The sequence below is a fragment of the Micromonospora sp. NPDC047620 genome (genome assembly GCF_043205005.1).
Lineage (GTDB): Bacteria > Actinomycetota > Actinomycetes > Mycobacteriales > Micromonosporaceae > Micromonospora.
The window spans coordinates 14,220-33,656 of the sequence record NZ_JBIDDG010000013.1; the positions used below are offsets into that span (position 1 = coordinate 14,220).

The 19,437-nt window shown below is 73.9% G+C and carries 19 protein-coding genes; 13 read left to right on the forward strand and 6 right to left on the reverse strand.

Annotated elements, in window-relative coordinates; translation table 11 throughout:
• Positions 1 to 291: 291 nt before the first annotated feature.
• From ACGF5C_RS17500 to ACGF5C_RS17515, 4 genes are read left to right on the forward strand one after another with little or no spacing between them, the layout of a single operon-like run.
• A complete protein-coding gene (locus ACGF5C_RS17500) occupies positions 292 to 777 on the forward strand; it encodes a CarD family transcriptional regulator (protein WP_007073334.1) in 486 nt (161 codons plus the stop codon).
• 56 nt (positions 778 to 833) lie between these two features.
• Positions 834 to 1,529: a 2-C-methyl-D-erythritol 4-phosphate cytidylyltransferase gene (gene ispD / locus ACGF5C_RS17505; RefSeq protein ID WP_357463422.1), complete on the forward strand. Its 696-nt coding sequence runs from the start codon at positions 834 to 836 to the stop codon at positions 1,527 to 1,529.
• Positions 1,530 to 1,545: 16 nt separating this feature from the next.
• Positions 1,546 to 2,028, forward strand: coding sequence for a 2-C-methyl-D-erythritol 2,4-cyclodiphosphate synthase (gene ispF, locus ACGF5C_RS17510; protein ID WP_350706742.1), 483 nt, complete (start codon positions 1,546 to 1,548; stop codon positions 2,026 to 2,028).
• A gap of 10 nt (positions 2,029 to 2,038) precedes the next feature.
• A complete protein-coding gene (locus ACGF5C_RS17515; protein ID WP_393302806.1) occupies positions 2,039 to 3,064 on the forward strand; it encodes a tetratricopeptide repeat protein in 1,026 nt (341 codons plus the stop codon).
• Between the two features lie 179 nt (positions 3,065 to 3,243).
• Here ACGF5C_RS17515 and ACGF5C_RS17520 read toward each other — a convergent pair whose 3' ends face one another.
• Complete coding sequence (locus ACGF5C_RS17520; protein WP_350706746.1) at positions 3,244 to 4,410, reverse strand: cupin domain-containing protein; 1,167 nt, start codon at positions 4,408 to 4,410, stop codon at positions 3,244 to 3,246.
• Positions 4,411 to 4,505: 95 nt separating this feature from the next.
• Between ACGF5C_RS17520 and ACGF5C_RS17525 the strand changes: the two genes are divergently transcribed.
• From ACGF5C_RS17525 to ACGF5C_RS17550, 6 genes are all read left to right on the forward strand, one after another.
• Positions 4,506 to 5,384 (forward strand): hypothetical protein, encoded by an 879-nt coding sequence (locus ACGF5C_RS17525; RefSeq protein WP_393302808.1) that lies wholly within the window; start codon positions 4,506 to 4,508, stop codon positions 5,382 to 5,384.
• A gap of 76 nt (positions 5,385 to 5,460) precedes the next feature.
• The gene (gene fahA, locus ACGF5C_RS17530) at positions 5,461 to 6,660 is read left to right on the forward strand and encodes a fumarylacetoacetase (protein WP_393302810.1); all 1,200 of its coding nucleotides are present in this window, start codon (positions 5,461 to 5,463) and stop codon (positions 6,658 to 6,660) included.
• A gap of 248 nt (positions 6,661 to 6,908) precedes the next feature.
• Entirely contained in the window at positions 6,909 to 7,118 is a 210-nt protein-coding gene (locus ACGF5C_RS17535) for a DUF397 domain-containing protein (protein WP_357463406.1), read from the forward strand.
• 103 nt (positions 7,119 to 7,221) lie between these two features.
• The gene (locus tag ACGF5C_RS17540) at positions 7,222 to 7,695 is read left to right on the forward strand and encodes an SRPBCC domain-containing protein (RefSeq protein ID WP_393302812.1); all 474 of its coding nucleotides are present in this window, start codon (positions 7,222 to 7,224) and stop codon (positions 7,693 to 7,695) included.
• 191 nt (positions 7,696 to 7,886) lie between these two features.
• On the forward strand, positions 7,887 to 9,137 hold the full coding sequence (locus tag ACGF5C_RS17545) for a PQQ-binding-like beta-propeller repeat protein (protein WP_393302814.1): 1,251 nt from the start codon (positions 7,887 to 7,889) through the stop codon (positions 9,135 to 9,137).
• A gap of 58 nt (positions 9,138 to 9,195) precedes the next feature.
• Complete coding sequence (locus tag ACGF5C_RS17550; RefSeq protein ID WP_357702127.1) at positions 9,196 to 9,363, forward strand: hypothetical protein; 168 nt, start codon at positions 9,196 to 9,198, stop codon at positions 9,361 to 9,363.
• Between the two features lie 218 nt (positions 9,364 to 9,581).
• Here ACGF5C_RS17550 and hisC read toward each other — a convergent pair whose 3' ends face one another.
• From hisC to hppD, 4 genes are read right to left on the reverse strand one after another with little or no spacing between them, the layout of a single operon-like run.
• Positions 9,582 to 10,685 (reverse strand): histidinol-phosphate transaminase, encoded by a 1,104-nt coding sequence (gene hisC / locus ACGF5C_RS17555; protein ID WP_393302816.1) that lies wholly within the window; start codon positions 10,683 to 10,685, stop codon positions 9,582 to 9,584.
• Complete coding sequence (locus ACGF5C_RS17560) at positions 10,682 to 11,602, reverse strand: RDD family protein (protein WP_393302818.1); 921 nt, start codon at positions 11,600 to 11,602, stop codon at positions 10,682 to 10,684. Before ACGF5C_RS17560 ends, hisC begins: the two co-directional genes overlap by 4 nt.
• Before the next feature lie 22 nt (positions 11,603 to 11,624).
• Positions 11,625 to 12,359, reverse strand: coding sequence for an RDD family protein (locus ACGF5C_RS17565; protein ID WP_393302820.1), 735 nt, complete (start codon positions 12,357 to 12,359; stop codon positions 11,625 to 11,627).
• An 11-nt stretch (positions 12,360 to 12,370) separates the two neighbouring features.
• Complete coding sequence (gene hppD / locus ACGF5C_RS17570; protein WP_393264515.1) at positions 12,371 to 13,576, reverse strand: 4-hydroxyphenylpyruvate dioxygenase; 1,206 nt, start codon at positions 13,574 to 13,576, stop codon at positions 12,371 to 12,373.
• 158 nt (positions 13,577 to 13,734) lie between these two features.
• Here hppD and ACGF5C_RS17575 point away from each other — a divergent pair, with 158 nt between their 5' ends.
• The 3 genes from ACGF5C_RS17575 (at position 13,735) to ACGF5C_RS17585 (ending at position 17,517) form a co-directional block, all read left to right on the forward strand.
• Complete coding sequence (locus tag ACGF5C_RS17575) at positions 13,735 to 14,223, forward strand: Lrp/AsnC family transcriptional regulator (protein WP_393302822.1); 489 nt, start codon at positions 13,735 to 13,737, stop codon at positions 14,221 to 14,223.
• 128 nt (positions 14,224 to 14,351) lie between these two features.
• Positions 14,352 to 15,782 (forward strand): PQQ-binding-like beta-propeller repeat protein, encoded by a 1,431-nt coding sequence (locus ACGF5C_RS17580; protein WP_393302824.1) that lies wholly within the window; start codon positions 14,352 to 14,354, stop codon positions 15,780 to 15,782.
• 67 nt (positions 15,783 to 15,849) lie between these two features.
• A complete protein-coding gene (locus ACGF5C_RS17585) occupies positions 15,850 to 17,517 on the forward strand; it encodes a fumarate hydratase (RefSeq protein ID WP_357702141.1) in 1,668 nt (555 codons plus the stop codon).
• Between the two features lie 60 nt (positions 17,518 to 17,577).
• Here ACGF5C_RS17585 and ACGF5C_RS17590 read toward each other — a convergent pair whose 3' ends face one another.
• A complete protein-coding gene (locus ACGF5C_RS17590) occupies positions 17,578 to 19,419 on the reverse strand; it encodes a hypothetical protein (protein WP_393302826.1) in 1,842 nt (613 codons plus the stop codon).
• Positions 19,420 to 19,437: the final 18 nt, after the last annotated feature.

The following is a 19,437-nucleotide window of genomic DNA, read 5'->3' on the forward strand; positions in this document are numbered from 1 at the left end:
CTCGACCTCCAGCGTCCCGCACGGGTCCTCGTACCGCTACACCTGGGCGCGTACGCGGGCGGCGGGATACCATGGGAGGAGCGCATAGCCCTTGATCTCGACGTTCGCGTCACTCGTACCGGCCCGTCATCCACAGGTTACGGAGCGTGTTCGAATCATCGGTTTGATGGTCTGTCAAGCCGAAGAAATACCTCTCACAGGGCCCCTGAGCTGCGCCAACGGTCAGGACAGCGGTGAGACATCGGTGCCTGAGCGTGTTACCCTAGACACAGCGAAAGGGGTTTCGAACCTATGGTTTTCAGTGTCGGCGAGACCGTTGTTTACCCCCACCACGGGGCCGCACTCATCGAGGCAATCGAGACTCGGGTCATCAAGGGCGAGCCTAAGCAATACCTCGTCCTGAGGGTCGCGCAGGGTGACCTGACGGTCCGGGTGCCCGCCGAGAACGCCGAGATCGTGGGTGTGCGCGAGGTGGTCGGCGAAGAGGGCCTCGGCAAGGTCTTCGACGTGCTCCGTGCACCGCACACCGAGGAGCCGACCAACTGGTCGCGGCGTTACAAGGCGAATCTGGAGAAGCTGGCTTCGGGCAACCCGCTGAAGGTCGCCGAGGTCGTCCGCGACCTGTGGCGCCGGGAGCGGGAGCGGGGCCTTTCCGCGGGCGAGAAGCGCATGCTCGCCAAGGCCCGCGACATTCTCGTCGGCGAGGTCGCGCTGGCCGAGAAGAGCACCAAGGACGAGGCGGAGACGCTGCTCGACAAGGTGCTCACCGAGGCCTAGTCCCCACAGCATCGTCGTACCCGATTCGTAGCGAAGAAACCACCGAGGACCGCGACGTGACCGCGCAGCTCAATCCGTGCGGTGACGTCGCGGTCCTCGTGCCTGCGGCCGGTGCCGGCGTACGCCTCGGGCCCGGCCGGCCCAAGGCCCTGCGCCTGCTGGCGGGGGAACCGCTGCTGGTGCACGCCGTCCGCCGGCTCGCCGCCGCGCCCTCGGTGCACACCATCGTCGTGGCCGCTCCGGCCGCCGAGGTGACGGCCGTCCGCGACCTGCTCGGCCCGGTCGCCCCGGTGACCGTGGTGCCCGGCGGCGCCGAGCGGCAGGCCTCCGTGGCTGCCGCCCTCGCCGCCGTGCCGGCCGGCCCGGAGATCGTCCTCGTGCACGACGCGGCCCGGGCGCTGACCCCGCCCGACCTGGTGGAGTCCGTCGCGGCGGCCGTCCGCGCCGGGCACGACGCGGTGATCCCGGTGCTCCCCGTGGTCGACACGATCAAGGAGGTCGGCGCCGGCGAGGTCGTCCTCGGCACCGTCGACCGTTCCGCCCTGCGGGCGGTGCAGACCCCGCAGGGCTTCCGCCGGGCGGTGCTGGCCGCCGCGCACGCCGCCGCCGGCGACCCGCTCACCGACGACGCCGGCCTGGTCGAGAAGCAGGGCGTCCCGGTGCTCTGCGTCCCCGGCTCGGAGTACGCGCTGAAGGTCACCCGCCCGTTCGACCTGGCGCTGGCCGAGCACCTGCTGGCCGCCGGCGGCTGACGCGTACCCTCGTCGCATGATCGTTCCCCGGGTGGCCATCGGCACCGACGTGCACGCCTTCGAGGCGGGCCGGCCGTGCTGGGTGGCCGGTCTGCTCTGGCCCGACCAGGACGGCCTGGCCGGGCACTCGGACGCGGACGTGGCCGCGCACGCCGCCTGCAACGCGCTGCTCTCCGCGGCCGGCCTCGGAGACCTGGGCGCCAACTTCGGGGTGGGGCAGCCCGAGTGGGCCGGCGCGTCGGGCGTCGCGCTGCTGGCCGAGAGCGCCCGCCGGGTGCGGGCCGCCGGCTTCGCGATCGGCAACGTGTCGGTGCAGGTGATCGGCAACCGGCCCAAGATCGGTCCGCGCCGCGAGGAGGCCCAGCGGGTGCTCTCCGAGGCGGTCGGCGCGCCGGTCACCGTCTCCGCGGCCACCACCGACGGCCTCGGCTTCCCCGGGCGTGGCGAGGGCCTCACCGGCATCGCGGTGGCCCTGGTGTACGACGCCCCGGCCGCCTAGGCTCGCCGCGATGTCCAGCGACGCCACCTCCGACCGGTCCGCCGCCGACGGCTACCTCCAGCGTGCCCAGCTCCTCGCCGAGTTGGGCCGTTACGACGAGGCCGCCGCCGAGGTCTCCTACGCGGTCGCCCTGGACCCGGGGAACGCCGAGGCCCTGACCATGCTGTCCCGGGTCCACCTCGCGGCCGACCGGCCGGTGGAGGCGCGCACCGCCGCCGACGCCGCGGTCGCCGCCGCGCCGGACAGCGTCCCGGCGCTGGTCGCCCGTGCCCTCGCGCTGGCCGACCTTGAGGAGTACGCCGAGTCGGCCCGTACCGCCGACCGGATCCTGGCGCTGGGTCCCGACGACGCGTACGCCCAGAGCAGCGCCGCGGCGATCCTGGCCGGCTCGCGCAACGGGCAGCCGGCGCTGAACGCGGCCTGGCGCGGGGTGGAACTGGCCCCCGAGAACCCGCAGGCACATCTGGTGCTCGGGCTGGTGGCGGCCAACATGCAGCTGTTCGACCTGGCCGAGCGGGCCTACCGCGAGGCGCTGCGGCTGGACCCGCAGCTCGCGGAGGCACGGCACGACATCGGGGTGCTCCGGCTGGAGCAGCGGCGCTGGAGCGAGGCGCTGGAACACCTCGCCGAGGCCGCCGCGATGAGCCCCGGCCGGGTCGACTCCGGCCGCACCATCTCGACCGGCCTGCGCCAGCTCGTGGTCTACGGCGCGGGCTGGACCATGGTCACCGCCGTGCTGATCGCGTGCATGGCGCCGGGCAGCGCCGGGCTGTCCCGGTTCGCGGCGGCGTTCGCGGCGCTCGGCGGGGCTCTCGTGGTCTGGCGCTTCGCCGCCAGGCTGCCCGGCCTGACCCGGACCATCCTGCCCGGCCTGCTGCGCTCCGATCGCACACTGGCCCTGGCCGTCTACGCGGCGGCCGCCGCGCCCGCGCTGATCCTGCTCTACGCCCTGGTCGGCACCCCGTGGCCGCTGGTCCTCGCCATCGTCGTCGCCGCCGTCGCTGAGATGACCGTCCTGTCTCGCAGCCAGGTCTGAGGTCGTCCGGTGGGGTCCGGGGCGGGGTTTGGCCGGAGCCCGGCCCGCTCCGGGCGGTCAGGCTTGATCCCTCCGCGGGCCGGGCTCCGGCCAAACCCGTCGAAGTCACCGGCCGCCCGTCGCTTGCGGACCGGGCAGCGGCGGGCGGGCCCCGGCGAACCCCCACGTGCCGAGGGGGGCTATGGACGGCGCGCCCAGGTCCAGGCGTAGCCGTCGTCCTCGCAGGACCCGGCGGCGTCGCACAGGTCGAGCGGGCGGAAGGTGTCGACCATGACGGCCAGTTCGTCGAAGAAGTCGGCGCCGATCGAACGCTCGGCGGCGCCCGGCTGGGGGCCGTGGGTGAAGCCGGACGGGTGCAGCGAGATCGAGCCCTGCTCGATGCCGGAGCCGCGCCGGGCCTCGTAGTTGCCGCCGGTGTAGAAGAGCATCTCGTCGGAGTCGACGTTGTGGTGGTTGTACGGCACCGGGATGGCGTCCGGGTGGTAGTCCACCTTGCGCGGCACGAACGAGCAGATCACGAAGTTCGGGCCCTGGAACGTCTGGTGCACGGGCGGCGGCTGGTGGATCCGGCCGGTGATCGGCTCGAAGTCGTGGATGGAGAAGGCCCACGGGTACATGTGGCCGTCCCAGCCGACCACGTCGAACGGGTGGTGGGCGTAGACGTAGCGGGTCCAACCGCGGCGGTGCCGGACCAGCACCTCCACGTCGGTCTCGTCCACCAGCAGCGGCGCGTCCGGCCCGCGCACGTCCCGCTCGCAGTACGGCGAGTGCTCCAGGAACTGGCCCCGGACGGAGAGGTAGCGCTTGGGCGGGCCGATGTGACCGGCCGCCTCGACGGCGAGCAGCCGGACCGGCTCGTCGCCGGTGGGCACCAGCCGGTGGATGGTCGAGGTGGGGATGACCACGTAGTCGCCGGCCACCGCGTCGAGCACGCCGAACGTCGACTCGACCCGCAGGGTGCCCGACTCGACGTACAGGCAGTGGTCGCCGGTCGCGTCCCGGAACAGCGGCGACGGCCGGTCCGCCAGCACGTACGCGATCCGCACGTCGTCGTTGGCGAGCAGGTACTGCCGGCCGAGCACCGGGTCCGCGCCCGCCCCGTCGAGCTTGTGGGTGCGCAGGTGGCGGGGCTTGAGCGGCAGGTTGGGCACCCGGGTGAACGCCGGCGGGGCGAACTCCTCGGCCGCCACGATCGCGGTCGGCGCGTGCCGGTGGTAGAGCAGGGACGAGTCGGAGGAGAAGCCCTCCTGGCCCATCAGCTCCTCGGCGTAGAGGCTGCCGTCGGGCTGACGGAACTGGGTGTGGCGCTTGCGTGGCACCTCGCCGACGCTGCGGTAGTACGGCATCTCGCCTCCCGGTTCGTCCCGTTCACCGATCCAACGGCGTCCGATAATCGGACACTGTTGTCCGTTCCTCGTAGCGTCCCGTACATTCTTGTCTCGTGTCAACGCAGGTGCCCGCGCTTCTCGACGGCCTCGTCGACGACGCCGCCGTCTTCCCGCCCGGCAGCGCGCCGCTGCCCGACGCCGTCGCCGCGCACCGGCGGCACCGCGCCTCCTGGTACGCCGACCTGGTCGGCCCGCTCCTGGTCCCCGCCTCGCGGCTGCCCGAGCTGGCCGCGCTGCTCGACGCGGGAGAGGAGATCGAGGTCGGCGTCATCGGCGACGTGCCGGTCGCCCGGCTCGACGAGGCGCGGGTGGGAGTCGACCCGCGCATCCGCGTCCGGCAGGTCGAGGCGGCGGTCGCGAAGCGCGGCGAGGACCCGCTGCCGGGCCTGACCGAGCTGGTCGGGCTGGCCCGGCGGGCGAACCGGGCCGACGAGCCCGCCAGCGGGCTCGCCGTCTACGCCGAGGTGCCGTTGACGTTCGGGCTGATGGGGGCGCTGGACGCGCTCGCCGCGGCCCGCGCCGACGGGCTGCCGGTCGCGGCGAAGTTCCGCACCGGCGGGCTGGCCGCCGAACTCTTCCCGACCCCGGCCGAGCTGGCCGCGGTGATCTGCGCCTGCCGGGACCGGGGCCTGCCGTTCAAGCTGACCGCCGGGCTGCACGAGGCGGTCCGGCACCTCGACCCGGAGACCGGCTTCACCCACCACGGCTTCGTCAACGTGCTGGCCGCGACGCTGGCCGCCGCCGAGGGCGCCGGGGTGGAGCGGGTCACCGAGCTGCTCACCGCGACCGACCCGCGCCCGCTGGTGCAGCGCGTCGAGGGCGCGCCGGCCGCCGCGCGCCCGCTGTGGGTCGGCTTCGGCTCGTGCAGCATCCTGGAACCACTGACCGATCTGATCCGGCTGGGGCTGGTGAACGGGGGCTTCGACGCATGAGCGAGCGTCAGCGAGCGAATCATCATTGCAGGCCGGTGACGCCTCAGGGCGGCCCGGAGCGCAGCGGAGGGCCGGCATGAGCTGGGTGACGGGTGCCGACGGATCGCCGTACGGGGTGGCCAACCTGCCGTACGGGGTGTTCCGCCAGGGGGAGCGCGAGCCACGCGTCGGCGTACGGATCGCCGACTTCGTGCTCGACCTGGCCGGCGCGGAGGAGGCCGGCCTGGTGCTGGCGGCCGGCACGCTGGGCCGGCCCACCCTCAACGACTTCATGGCCCTCGGTCGCCCACAGTGGACGTCCGTCCGGCAGCGGGTGACCGAGTTGCTCACCGACGCCGCCCACCGGCCAGCGGTGGAGCCGCTGCTGGTGCCGCTGGACGAGGTGCGGATGGTGCTGCCGTTCGACGTGGCCGACTACGTCGACTTCTACTCCTCGGAGCACCACGCGGGCAACGTGGGGCAGATCTTCCGCCCCGGTCAACCGCCCCTGCTGCCGAACTGGAAGCACCTGCCGATCGGCTACCACGGCCGGGCCGGCACGGTGGTCGTCTCCGGCACCCCGGTCGTGCGGCCCAGCGGGCAGCGGGCCACCGCGCAGGGCCCGGTCACCGGCCCGTCCGTACGCCTCGACATCGAGGCCGAGGTCGGCTTCGTGGTCGGCGTGCCCAGCCGGCTGGGCACGCGGGTCCCCGCCCACGACTTCGCCGACCACGTGTTCGGCGTGGTGCTGGTCAACGACTGGTCGGCCCGGGACATCCAGGCCTGGGAATACCAGCCGCTCGGCCCGTTCCTGGGCAAGTCCTTCGCCACCTCGGTGTCCGCCTGGGTGACCCCGCTGGACGCGCTCGGCGACGCCTTCGTCCCCGCGCCCGACCAGGACCCGCCGGTCGCCGACTACCTGCGCGACGTGCCGCACCTCGGGCTGGACCTGCGCCTCGCCGTGGAGTGGAACGGCGAGCGCGTCAGCGAGCCGCCGTTCGCCACCATGTACTGGACGCCGGCGCAGCAGTTGGCCCACCTGACCGTCAACGGCGCCTCGCTGCGCACCGGCGACCTCTACGCCTCGGGCACCGTCTCCGGGCCGGAGCGGGGGCAGGTCGGCTCGTTCCTGGAGCTGACGTGGGGTGGGGCCGAGCCGGTGAAGTTCGCCGGGGGCGAGACCCGCACGTTCCTGGAGGACGGCGACACCGTGAGCATCACGGCCACCGCGCCCGGCCCGGACGGCACCACCATCGCCCTGGGCGAGGTGACCGGGACGGTCGTCGCCGCGCGCTGACCCGACCGCCGACGGGCCGGGCGGAGCCGCGCGAACGGCCGGCGTCACCTCCGCCAGCCCGTCCCCGCCCACCTCCGCGCGCACGACGGACCCCGGTCGCACCATCTGTGCGACCGGGGTCCGTCGTTTCCCCGTTGATCGTCGCGGATTCCGTCGCCATGCCGCGCCGGGCCGGGCCGGACGCCCCACCTGTCCGGTCCCGGTCCCGGCCGCCGGCGGGCGTCCCGACGACAGGAAAGGTGACGACGATGAACGATCTCCCGGGCGCGGTCTGGCGTACCAGCAGCCGCTCGAACGACCAGGGCCTCTGCGTGGAGGTGGCGGACAACCTGGTCGACGTCCTCGGTGTGGTGGGCGTACGCGACTCCAAGGACCAGGCCGGCCCCACGCTGGCGGTCAGCCCGCCGGGGTGGGCGGCCTTCGTGGGCGGGATCCGGGCCGGTCAGTTCGGCCGCTGACCGGGCGCCGACCCGGGATCGGGGCCTCCGGCGGTGGAAAATCCGCTCCCGGGGGCCCCGTTCCGTGCTCACCCGGCGTACCGTCGACGCCACGGGAGGTGGCATGTCGACGGTGGCGGTCACGGAGTTCGTGGAGGCGCACGACGCCGACCTCTGGCGACTGCTGACCGACCTGACTGCCCGCACCCGGCGCTTCACCGGCCCGGTGGAGGTGCTCACCCCCGGCGCGTTCGGCCCGGGCACCGCCTGGCGGGAGACCCGTTCCCAGCCAGACGGCACGGCGCTGGTCGAGGAGTTCGTCGTCATCGAGGCCGAGCCGCCCCGGCGGTTGGTGCTCGGCTCGCGGGGCGCAGGGGTGGACTACCGGATCACCTGGACGCTGCGCCCGGTCGAGCGGCGTCGCCGAGGCTGCACCGCCGTCACCGTCGAGCAGGAGGCGGTGCCGACCGCCCCGTACGGCCGGGTGCTCGCGCTGTTGCTCGGCGGGCTGGCCGCCCGGGCGGTCGAGCGCGCCCTGCGGCAGGACCTCGCCGACCTGGCCTCGGCGGCGGCCACCGGCACCGCCGAGGCGGCCTGAGGGCGCGCGGCTGCGAGCGCCCACCCGGGTCGCCGTCGCCGTCACCTCCAGCAGGCCGTCGGCCTGATTGCCCCGCCGCGCCGGGGTCGCCCGCCCCGACCCCGTGCTCCGAGACGGGCGGCCGGGCGGGCGCGGCGACCTGACAGGGCCCTGACCGGCCCCGCTGGGTAGGGTGCCGGGCGGAGGTGCGCATGGGGTTCCCGAAGGGCCGGCGACGGATCGTGGTGGCGGTCGCGGCGCTGCTCGCCACCGCCGCCGTCGCGGCGACGGTCTACCGGGTGCTCGCCCCCGCCGAGGTCAGCACGCCCGCCCGGGGGGCGTACCCGCCGGCCGCCGCCGCGGCCGTCGGCGTGGTCGGCCGGCTCCCGGTCGCCCCGCTGATCGTGGACGGCCGGCTGCGGGTCTACGCCGCCCACCGCCAGATCTACGCCGACCGGCCGGTCGGCGGCCGGCACCGGACCACCCCGTACTGGTCGTACCGGCGTTGGCCGGCGGAGCTGGACGGGGTGGTGGCGAGCGGGACGACGGTGGTCAGCCGTTGGTCGGACGGGCGGCTCGTGGCGTTGGACGCGCGTACCGGCCGGGTGGCCTGGGAGGCGGCGGGACCGGCGCCGGTCGGGGAGCGGACGGTTCGGCGCACCGGCGCGGCCACGGTCTGGGATCCCCAGGGTGTCTTCGTCGCCCGTGCCGACGACGGCCGGCAGGTGGTGGTGGCGACGGGCGCGGGCGCCCGCGGCATCGACCTGGCCGACGGCCGTGAGCTCTGGCGGGCCGACGCGGACCCCGGCTGCCGGGAGGCGGTCGGCACGACGGCGTCGGGGCAGCTGATCACCGTGGACGCGTGCACGGGTCCGGCCGTGGTGGAGTTCCGCGACGTCGCGACCGGCGTGGTCGGCGTCCGTTGGCGGCCGCCCGGGGCCGGCGACGAGCTGGTGGCGACGCCGGTGGGCTGCGGGACCGGCCAGGTCGGGTGCGCCGCCCTGCGGACCGCCGCGCCGGGGGAGGACGCGGGCCGGGGGTGGCTGGTCGGCGACGGGGAGCCGGTCCCCGCCCCCGCCCTGGACCGGCCGGACGCCGAACTCGTCGACGGGACGGCGGTGGCGGTGGTCGACGGGGTGCCGGTCGCCCGTTCGGCCCGTACCGGTGCGGAGCTGTGGCGCCGTCCCGACCTGCCGGCGGCGCGGCTGATCGCCGTCCAGCCCGGCCGGGTGCACCTGCTGACCGAGACGAACGACCTGGTGACGCTGGACCCGGTGACGGGGGCGCAGCGGTCCTGGTTCGCGTTGAACGCGGGCTCGGACGGGATCGGCTGGGCGCCCGGCGCGGTGTACGCGGCGGGCGGCTTCGTGGCCGTGGAGCGGCTCCGCGAGCCGGTCGACCCGACGGGCGACGACCAGCGCTACTACCTCACCTCGGAGCCGGTGATCCTCGCCGCGACATGAGGACGCCACCCGCCCGGCTACTCGACAAAACGGACATAAGTCACCTATAGTCCCACTTGTGCGTCTCCTGGCCGCCCTGTTGGGCGCGATCCTGATCCTGGTCACGGCGTCACCGGCCGACGCCGCGCCGTCGGCCCGGGTGGTCCGGCTCCCCCTCACCGTCGGGGTGGACATCGCCGTGCCCGCCGCGATTTACCTCGGCACCGGCGTCCCGGTGGTGTCCTGACCCGCGAGTTGGGCCAGGTCGAGGTGCGCGACTCGCGCGGGCCGGGCGGCGAGCCGCCCTCCGGCTTCGAGATCGCCCGGTTCCGGCCGCCGCTGCCGGCCGTCTGAGACGTCCGGGTCGGTCCGCGGGGGGATGGCGGACCGGCCCGGTCACCGCCGGGCGCCCGATCCGGCCGTCCGCCGGACGCCCGGCGGCCGGCCGGATCGGGTCGACCCGGCTCAGGCCAGCGCCGCCTCGGCGGCGGCGAGGAAGGCGTCGTTCTCGGCCGGGGTGCCGATGGTGACCCGGACCCCGTCGCCGGGGAACGGCCGGACGATCACGCCCCGGGCCTCGCACGCCTTGCCGAAGTCCACCGCCCGGTCGCCCAGCGGCAGCCAGACGAAGTTCGCCTGGCTGGCCGGCACGTCCGGGACGAGCTTGCGCAGCGCCTCGGTCACCCGGTCGCGCTCGGCGACGACGAGGGCGCATCGGCGCTGCACCTCGTCGGCCTGCCCGAGCGCGGCGAGCGCGCCGGCCTGCGCGGCCATGCTGGTGGAGAACGGCGTGACGACCTTGCGCACGGCTGCCGCCACCGCCGGCTGGGCGACCAGGAAGCCGATCCGCAGGCCGGCCAGGCCCCAGGCCTTGGAGAGCGTCCGCAGCACGACCACGTTCGGCCGGTCGAGGTAGGTGAGCCCGTCCGGCACCTCGGGGTCGGTGACGAACTCCCGGTACGCCTCGTCGATGACCACGAGCACGTCCTCGCCGACCGCGTCGAGGAACCGGTCCAGCTCGGCCCGGCGGACGGACGTCCCGGTCGGGTTGTTCGGGTTGCAGACCAGGATCATCCGGGTCCGGTCGGTCACCGCCGCCGCCATCGCGGCCAGGTCGTGCCCGTGCCCGGCGTCGTTGGGCACCCGCACGCTGGTCGCGCCGCTGGTCGCCGCGATGATCGGGTACGCCTCGAAGGAGCGCCACGAGTAGAGCAGCTCGTCCCCGGGCAGGCAGGTGGCCCGGACGAGGTGCTCGGCCAGCGCCACCGAGCCGCAGCCGGTGGCGATCCGGTCGGCGTCCACGCCGTACCGCTCGGCCAGCGCCTCGCGCAGCGCGACCACGCCCATGTCCGGGTAGCGGTGCACCCCGGCGACGGCTCCGGCGACGGCCTCCACCACGCCGGGCAGCGGCCCGTACGGGACCTCGTTGCTGGCCAGCTTGATCGCCTCGGGGAGCCCGAGCTCGCGGGCCAGGTCGGCCGGGCTGCGGCCGGGCACGTAGTTGGGCAGCGCGTCCAGGTCGGCGCGGGTCAGCCGCAGCGCCGGCTGGTGGCGTCCGGTGTCGGTCATGGGGTGTCTCCCGAGGGGTCGGTGCGGTCGTCCGGGGTAGTCCGGCGGGTGCGGGGAAGTTGGACCACCACGGTCTGCGCCCGCTTGTCGTGCAGGGCCTGGCGCAGCGGGTGGTCGAAGAGCGGGGAGAGCGCGTCGACGAGCTGGAGCAGCAGGCCGAGGCCGCAGCAGTACCACAGCAGGGTGGGCAGGCCGAGGGTGTTCCACCGGCGCAGCGCCCGGCCGAAGCCGAGCGGCTCGTCGGCGGCCACCGGGAGCACCTTGACGCCCACCACCCGCTTGCCGAAGGTCTGCCCGCCGGCGGCCGTCGTCGGCACCTCGTACGCGAGCCAGAGCGCGGTGGCGATCAGCAGGATGACGACCTGGAGGCCGCCGGCCTGCTCGCTGGGCTGCGGCAGCCCCTCGGTGGAGGTGTCGCCGGCCAGCGCCCGCCGGAACACCTCCCGCCAGTACGGGGTGACCTCCTCGACCAGCCGCCACACGAACCAACCGTTCACCACGGCGTTCAGGGCGAACACGATGGCGAAGTCGATCAGCCGGGCGATCAGCCGGGCGCCGAACCCGGCCAGCGGGAGCCCGTGCGGGCGGGGCTCCGGCGGCCGTCCCGGCCAGTTCCCCGGCGACCAGCCCGGCGGCGGCCCCTGCGGCTGACCGTGGCCCCGCGGCGGCTGCCAGGGATAAGGCTGCCCGGGGTACGGCTGCCCGGGGTGGGGTTGCCGGCCCGCGGGCGCGCCCGGCGCGGAGACCGGTGCCGCGGGCGGCGTCGGGGCGGGCGCGGGCGGCGGCTCGGGCGGCGGTGGTCCCTCGGGCGGGGTGGCGTCGACGGGGATCGGCGCGCCGATCCAGCCCTCGCCGTCCCACCAGCGTCGGGTGTCCGGATCGGCCGGGTCGACGTACCAACCCGGTTCGACGCTCACGGCCTGGCCTCGCTGCGCTCGCTCACGCAGACACCTTAACGACGACGGTGCCGGCGAACTTGTCGTGGAGGCACTGCTGCCAGGGCTTGTCCCACAGTTGCCAGAGCCCGTCGAGGTAGCTGAGGCCGGGGAGGAACATCGCGGCGACGTGCTGCACGGCGTACCGCTTGCCGGCCATCCGCCGGTCCAGCGTGGCGGCCGGGTCGAGCGGCACGACCCGCAGCTTCATCACCCGCTTGCCGAAGGTCTGCCCCGTGCGCTTCATGTACTCCACGTGGTAGAGCCAGTAGAGCCCGAGCATCACCACGAACAGGCCCAGTTCGAGCAGGAGTATCGGCAGCATGAGGTCGGTCATGAAGGACCCGGGGTCCGTCTCGACGAGGGTGCCGTCCGGGTTGGTCCGGGTCAGCTCGGCCATCATGTTCCACCAGAGCAGCAGGAACGGCGGCAGGAAGAGGGCCATCGCCACCAGGGTGCTCAGCCCGACGTCGATCAGCGCGGCGAGCAGCCGGTCGGCGAAGCTGGCGAGCGGCTGGCCGCCGGGGCCGAGCGGCGGCGGCGCGGGGTGCGGGGTCCAGCCCGGCGGCGGGGACCAGCCGGGTGGCGGGGCCCAACCCGGCGGGACGTGTCCGGGTGGGGCGTACTGCGGCGGCACCGCGTACCCCTGGCTGGTCGGGCCGGAGGGCGGCGCGAAGCCGCCGGCGGCGGGCGTGGGCCCACCGGCCGGCGACGTCGGGTACGACGGAGGCTGCGTCACGCTCGACAGTGTTACAGGTTGCCGCGCTTCTCCTGCTCGCGCTCGATGGCCTCGAAGAGCGCCTTGAAGTTGCCCTTGCCGAAGCCGAGCGAGCCGTGCCGCTCGATCAGCTCGAAGAAGACGGTCGGGCGGTCCTGCACCGGCTTGGTGAAGATCTGCAGCAGGTAGCCGTCCTCGTCCCGGTCCACCAGGATCTTGCGGGCCTTCAGCTCCTCGATCGGCACCCGCACCTGGCCGATCCGGGCGCGCAGCTCCGGGTCGTCATAGTACGAGTCCGGGGTGTCCAGGAACTCGACGCCGGCGGCGCGCATCGCGTCGACGCTGGCCAGGATGTCGTTGGTGGCCACGGCGATGTGCTGGGCGCCCGGGCCCTGGTAGAACTCCAGGTACTCGTCGATCTGCGACTTCTTGCGGGCGATCGCCGGCTCGTTGAGCGGGAACTTCACCTTGCGGGTGCCGCTGGCGACGACCTTGCTCATCAGCGCCGAGTAGTCGGTGGCGATGTCGTCGCCGACGAACTCGGCCATGTTCGAGAAGCCCATGACGCGCTTGTAGAACTCGACCCACTCGTCCATCCGGCCGAGCTCGACGTTGCCGACCACATGGTCGACGGCCTGGAAGAAGCGCTTCGGCTGGACGCCGGCGTCGATCATCGGCTGCCGGTCCACGATCGGCTTGCGGGCCACGAAGCCGGGCAGGAACGGGCCGGTGTAGCGGGACCGGTCGACCAGCGTGTGCCGGGTGTCGCCGTACGCGGCGATGGCGGCCAGCCGGACGGTGCCGTGCTCGTCGCTGACGTCGTGCGGCTCGACGAGGCCGGTCGCGCCCTGCGCGGTGGCGTGCGCGTACGCGGCGTCGACGTCCGGGACCTCCAGCGCGATGTCGGAGACGCCGTCGCTGTGCTTGGTCACGTGCTCGGCGCCGGGCGCGTCCGGGCGGACCGCGCCGGTCAGCACGAACCGGGCCGAGCCGCTGGTCAGCACGTACTGGGCGTGGTCGCGGTAGCCCTGCTCCGGCCCCCGGTACGCCACGCAGGTCATCCCGAACGCGGTGGAGTAGTAGTGCGCCGCCTGCTTGGCGTTGCCCACCAGGAAGTGCACGTGGTCGAGGCCCTTGACGGGGAACGGGTCGCGGCTGATGTCGTGGTCGACGGCGCCGACGAGCACGTCGATGTCGACGTCGTCGGTCCCGTGGGGTCGGTCGATCGCCTGGGTCATCGCGGTCTCCCTCAAGTACCGGTCGGCCTCGTGGCCGCCGCCGTGGTCGGTGCGGGTGGTTCTGCTGTTCCTGTGGCGAGGATCGCGGTGACCCGGCGCACTGGGCAACTGTCAGCGTGGAAGCTGGTCAGGTTGCGCATTCAGTAGGGTATTCAGCCATGAACGCTGGTCAGGCTGTACAGCTCGATGCCCTCGACGCCCGGTTGATCGAACTGCTCGCCGAGGAGCCGCGGATCGGGGTCCTGGAGTGCTCCCGGCGCCTCGGGGTCGCCCGGGGCACCGTGCAGGCCCGGCTCGACAAGCTGGTCGAGCGGGGGGTCGTCGGCGGGTTCGGTCCGGAGATCTCCCCGGCGGCGATCGGGTTCGGGGTGACCAGCTTCGTCACGCTGGAGATCAGCCAGCGGCACGGGCACGACCGAGTGGCCGCGCACCTGGCCGCGATCCCCGAGGTGCTGGAGGCGCACACCATCACCGGCTCCAGCGACCTGCTCTGCCGGATCGTGGCCCGCTCGAACACCGACCTCCAGCGGGTGATCGACCAGATCGTCTCGTACGAGGACATCCGCCGCGCCTCGACGATCATCGCGCTGGCCGAGCAGATCCCCTACCGCACCCTCCCCCTGGTCCGCTCCGCCGCCCGGGGGTAAGGAAGGGGCCCTTCCTATACACAAAGCGATAACAGGGGGCCCTTCCTTACAGCACCCGGGCGGAGAAAGGGCGGCGACACGGCGGCGCGGGACGGCGGGAGCGCGGCGGTCGTCGCTACGGTGTGCGTGTGGCGAAGGCGGGCGGCCGATGGCGTGGCGGGCTGCTGCTCGCGCTGATCGTGGTCGTCGTGCTCGCCGCGACCGGAGTGTGGAACCCGTTCCCCGGCGTGTGGGACTGGGTCGACCGCAGCGAGCCGATCTCCGAGCCGGACGTGGTCTGGCAGCAGCGGGTCGGCGGCACCCCGCGCAGCGTGACCATCGCGGGCGACACCGTGGTGGTCGAGCAGCGCACCCGGGTGGAGGCGCGCAGCCTCGCCACCGGCGACCAGCTGTGGGAGCGCAAGGCCGACTGGTCCGCGGTGGCCGGCGGCGACCGGGACGCGGTCGTCGTCGTGGGCAAGCTCCTGGTCAAGGGGTACGAGGTGCTCGACCCGACCACCGGCGCCACGCGGCGGCGCGACGGCGACGCGGTGGCCGTCTGGACGTACCGCAACCTGCTGCTCGACGCCCGCTGCGTCGACGCCACCGACTGCACGATCAGCGCCTGGGAGCCGCGCGGCACCGCCCCGGTGTGGACGGCCTTCGTGCCCGGGGTGCGCAGCGGGCTGCTCGGCGACAACCCGGGGCTGCTCGGCACCCGCCGGCTCGACGCCGTCCGGATCGACGAGGAGGTGGCGGGGCCGGAGGCGGTGCCGCCGCTGCTCGGTTTCCCCATCGACGGCCGGGTGCACGTGCTCGACACCGCCACCGGGCGGGTGCTCCAGAACGTCGAGCCCGGCCGGGACGAGCGGCTGTCGGTGGTCGGCGGCCGGCTCCTGCGGATCACCGCCAGATCCCAGGACGGCACCTGCTACTTCGCCATCTCCGGCCGCGACCCGGCGACGGGCCGCGAGACCTGGCAGCGGGCCGGGGTCAACCTGCGCACCGCCGACAATGCCGGCTGCGTGCAGCGGGAGGACCCGCAGGGGGCGCGGAACGTGCTGATCGGCGTCGCCCCGGACGCCCGCGAGGCGGTCCTCGACGGGTACGACGGGCGGCTGCTGCTGGTGGCCGCCGCCGGGGAACGGCTGCTCGCCGTCGACGACCGCCACGCCCTGGTCCGCCCGGCCGACAAGCGGGCGGTGGTGAGCCACGAGCTGGGCACCGGACGCGTCCGGTGGACCCGTCCCGCCGGTGCGAAGGCGGGCGCCGCGCTCACTCCGTACGCGGCCGTGCTCGCCGACGAGAAGCCGTCCCGGCTGGTGGCGCTCGACCCGCGTACCGGGCGGGAGCTGGCGAGCCTGCGGACCGCGGCGAACGCCCTCGCGGTCGGCCCGAACGGCATGGTCATCGGCGAGGGACGGGAGATCGGGTACGTCCGCTTCGGCGGCGCGGCCGTCGTCCCAGCGGGCCCGGGCGACGGCCGCGTCCCCGGTCCCGGCGGCGTCCCGGGCGGCACGGCGGGGGTTCCCGGGCCGGCGGACAGCTGCGGCCCGAAGCGGGAACTCTGCCCCGGGTGAGAGCGGCGTCCCAGGACCGACCCGGCGGGTGCAACTGATCGACCCTTCTGCCCTAGGCTTTCCGCTCATGAGCAGTGCCGCCGCGTTCTCGTACGCTCCCTTGCTGCCGACCGGTCCGGACCAGACGGAATACCGCCTGGTCACCGACGAGGGCGTCGACGTCGTCAACGGCCCGGGAGGCCGCCGGTTCCTCACCGTGGAGCCGACGGCGCTCACTGCCCTCACCGCGGAGGCGATGCACGACATCGCGCACTTCCTGCGCCCCGCGCACCTGGCCCAGCTGCGGTCGATCATCGACGACCCGGCGGCCTCGCCGAACGACCGGTTCGTCGCGCTCGACCTGCTGCGCAACGCCAACATCGCGGCCGGCGGCGTCCTGCCCATGTGCCAGGACACCGGCACCGCGATCGTGATGGGCAAGCGCGGCCGGCACGTGCTCACCGACGGCAGCGACGCCGAGGCCGTCTCGCGCGGCGTCTACCAGGCGTACACCCGGCTCAACCTGCGCTACTCGCAGCTCGCCCCGCTCACCATGTGGGAGGAGCGCAACACCGGCAGCAACCTGCCGGCGCAGGTGGAGCTCTACGCCGAGGACCCGGACGGCCACCCCGACGCGTACAAGTTCCTCTTCATGGCCAAGGGCGGCGGCTCGGCCAACAAGTCGTACCTCTACCAGGAGACCAAGGCGCTGCTGAACCCGACGCGGATGATGCAGTTCCTGGAGGAGAAGCTGCGGCTGATCGGCACCTCGGCCTGCCCGCCCTACCACCTGGCCATCGTCATCGGCGGCACCTCCGCCGAGTACGCGCTGAAGACCGCCAAGTACGCCAGCGCCAAGTACCTCGACGCGCTGCCCACCTCCGGCTCGATGACCGCGCACGGCTTCCGGGACCTGGAGCTGGAGGCGGAGGTGCTGGAGCTGACCCGCAACTTCGGCATCGGCGCGCAGTTCGGCGGGCGCTACTTCTGCCACGACGTGCGGGTGGTGCGGCTGCCCCGGCACGGCGCCTCCTGCCCGGTGGCGATCGCCGTCTCGTGCTCCGCGGACCGGCAGGCGGTCGCCAAGATCACCCCGTCGGGCGTGTGGCTGGAGCGCCTCGAAACCGACCCGGCGCGGTACCTGCCCGACGTCACCGACGCGCAGCTCGACGCCGCCGAGGTCGTCCGGGTCGACCTGAACCGGCCGATGGACGAGATCCGCGCCGAGCTGTCCAAGTACCCGGTGAAGACCCGGCTGTCGCTGACCGGCCCGCTCGTGGTGGCCCGCGACATCGCGCACGCCAAGATCGCCGAGCGGCTGGACGCCGGCGAGCCCATGCCGCAGTACCTGCGCGACCACGCCGTCTACTACGCCGGCCCGGCCAAGACCCCGGAGGGCTACGCGTCCGGCTCGTTCGGCCCGACCACGGCGGGGCGGATGGACGCGTACGTGGAGAAGTTCCAGGCCGCCGGCGGCTCGCAGGTGATGCTCGCCAAGGGCAACCGGTCCGCCCAGGTCACCCGCTCCTGCCAGCAGCACGGCGGCTTCTACCTCGGCTCGATCGGCGGACCCGCCGCCCGGCTCGCCCAGGACTGCATCAAGCACGTCGAGGTCCTGGAATACCCGGAGCTGGGCATGGAGGCGGTTTGGAAGATCGAGGTGGAGGACTTCCCGGCCTTCATCGTGGTCGACGACAAGGGCAACGACTTCTTCGCCGAGGTCACCAAGCCGGTGCTGACCGTCGGCCGCCGCTGACCCGGCGTACGCGCGAGGGGCGCCGGGCAACGGCCCAGCGCCCCTCGTCGTCTGTGTGGGTCAGCTCGCCCGGCTGGCGTAGAACGTGCCGCTGAAGGTCTCCGACACGATCCCGTCGCCGGTCCGGGTGTAGACGGTGACCCGGTGGATCCCGGCGGTCGTCGGGGTGTAGCCCACCGACGCCGAGCCGTCGGCGCCCGCCGCGACCGTCCGGGCGGGGAGCCCGTCGAAGGAGTAGACGAACTCCGTCACCCCGGGCATGCCGGCCTGGAAGACGAACGTCCCCGGCGTGCCGGCGACCGCTCCCTGCAACTTGTTGATCGGGTACTCGACGGAGCTGACCGTCGGCTTGGTCGCCAGGTAGAAGCGGTAGGTGCCCTCGCCCGACGGCAGGTCGCCGGCCGTCCGGCTGCGGACGTACACGTCGTTGTAGCCCGGCTTCGTCGGCGTGATCGTGACCGTGGCCGTGCCGTCGGCGGCCGCGGCGACGGTCTGCTCCGGCCCGTCGTTGAGCCGGTAGGCGTACTCGACGACGTCCTCCATCCGGGGCGCGAAGGTCAGGGTGCGCGGCTGGCCGTACCCGGCCGTCGGGTTGCCGTCGGTGATCGTCGGGCTGGTGGTGCGCACCCGGAACACGTAGCTCGTGGCGGGGGAGCGGTTGCCCGCGCGGTCCACCGCCTCGACGGTGAGCGTCCTCGGCCCGTCCCGGTCCGGGGTGAGGGTGACGGTCGCCGAGCCGCCCGGGACGTCGGCCGCCACGTCGGTCGCCGGCTGCCCGGACACGCTGTAGCGGAACCGCACCGTGTCGGTGTCGCCGCTGGCGGAGAAGGTGAACCGGCCCGGGATGCCGGGGCCGCCGTACCAGCCGTCGTCGGCCGGGTAGTCGGTCGAGCTGACCGTCGGCTGGGCCGGGCTGGTGGTGTCGACGGTGAACCGGCACTCAGCCGACCAGGCGGAGGTGTCGCCCGTCCGGTCGGTGCCCCGCACGGCGAAGGCGTACGTCCCGTCGACCAGCTGGTTGGGCGCAACGTCGTACCGGAAGGGCGACCCGGCGGCCTTGGCCGAGGACGTCCACTCGGTCCGCGTGGTCGGGTCGGTCACCGGCCACCAGGCGAAGGTGGCGGTCACCGGCTCGGTGTTCGACGGTGCCGCGTCCGGGTCGGTGACGTTCGCCGCCAGGTACGGCGCGGTCGTGCCGATGTGCAGCTCGTCGGCGCAGGGGAATCCGTTGATTCCCAGGTTGGTCGGCACGTCCGGCGGCGTGTTCGCGTCGATGGAGATGCCGAGTTCCCTGATCCGGCGGCCGTAGGGCAGCTTGTCCTCGTGGTCTCCGGCGATCCGTGCCATGAAGGTGATCGAGGTCTGTCCGGCCTCGACCGCCTGCCGCACCACCTCGGTGAGCAGCACTTCCAGCTGCCCCCGGCACGGAGCGGTCGGCGCGACGTCAGCGATCTTCTCGCGAACCGCGGGTGACGTCTCCCAGGTCAATGCGGTGGTCGGTGCGTCGGTCCGCCACAGCTCGATCTCGCGTGGCTTCGCGCATTCGTTGACCGCCGTCTCCTCGGTGAGACCGAGGGCACGAATGATGCGCTTGCCCTGGAACGGGGAGAGATCGTAGGTGAAGTAGGCCCGCGAGGTGCCCTTGTCGTCGTCGGACTCCCAGGTGCCGATCGGCACGGTGCCGTCGGTCTCCGGGAAAGCGGTCGACGGCTGACGGGCGTCGGTCCAACCGCCGCTGGTCGGCAGGATGAACCGGCTCCCCCCGGCGGTTGCCGGCGCGGCGGTCACGACCAGGGCGCTGGTGGCGGTGAGCAGGGCGGCGAGGCCGGTGGCCAGGAGTCGGCGCGGAACGCGCCGGCGGCGGGTGGCGGGCACGCCGGTGGAGCCCCCGTTGATGTGCAAGACGAACCCTCCATGAGA

Bases quoted from the DNA above. Each gene is read 5' to 3' on its own strand.
- ACGF5C_RS17500 (WP_007073334.1), top strand. From the start codon at position 292: ATGGTTTTCAGTGTCGGCGAGACCGTTGTTTACCCCCACCACGGGGCC.
- ispF (WP_350706742.1), top strand. From the start codon at position 1,546: ATGATCGTTCCCCGGGTGGCCATCGGCACCGACGTGCACGCCTTCGAG.
- ACGF5C_RS17515 (WP_393302806.1), top strand. From the start codon at position 2,039: ATGTCCAGCGACGCCACCTCCGACCGGTCCGCCGCCGACGGCTACCTC.
- ACGF5C_RS17520 (WP_350706746.1), bottom strand. From the start codon at position 4,410: ATGCCGTACTACCGCAGCGTCGGCGAGGTGCCACGCAAGCGCCACACC.
- fahA (WP_393302810.1), top strand. From the start codon at position 5,461: ATGAGCTGGGTGACGGGTGCCGACGGATCGCCGTACGGGGTGGCCAAC.
- ACGF5C_RS17535 (WP_357463406.1), top strand. From the start codon at position 6,909: ATGAACGATCTCCCGGGCGCGGTCTGGCGTACCAGCAGCCGCTCGAAC.
- ACGF5C_RS17540 (WP_393302812.1), top strand. From the start codon at position 7,222: ATGTCGACGGTGGCGGTCACGGAGTTCGTGGAGGCGCACGACGCCGAC.
- ACGF5C_RS17545 (WP_393302814.1), top strand. From the start codon at position 7,887: ATGGGGTTCCCGAAGGGCCGGCGACGGATCGTGGTGGCGGTCGCGGCG.
- hisC (WP_393302816.1), bottom strand. From the start codon at position 10,685: ATGACCGACACCGGACGCCACCAGCCGGCGCTGCGGCTGACCCGCGCC.
- hppD (WP_393264515.1), bottom strand. From the start codon at position 13,576: ATGACCCAGGCGATCGACCGACCCCACGGGACCGACGACGTCGACATC.
- ACGF5C_RS17575 (WP_393302822.1), top strand. From the start codon at position 13,735: ATGAACGCTGGTCAGGCTGTACAGCTCGATGCCCTCGACGCCCGGTTG.
- ACGF5C_RS17585 (WP_357702141.1), top strand. From the start codon at position 15,850: ATGAGCAGTGCCGCCGCGTTCTCGTACGCTCCCTTGCTGCCGACCGGT.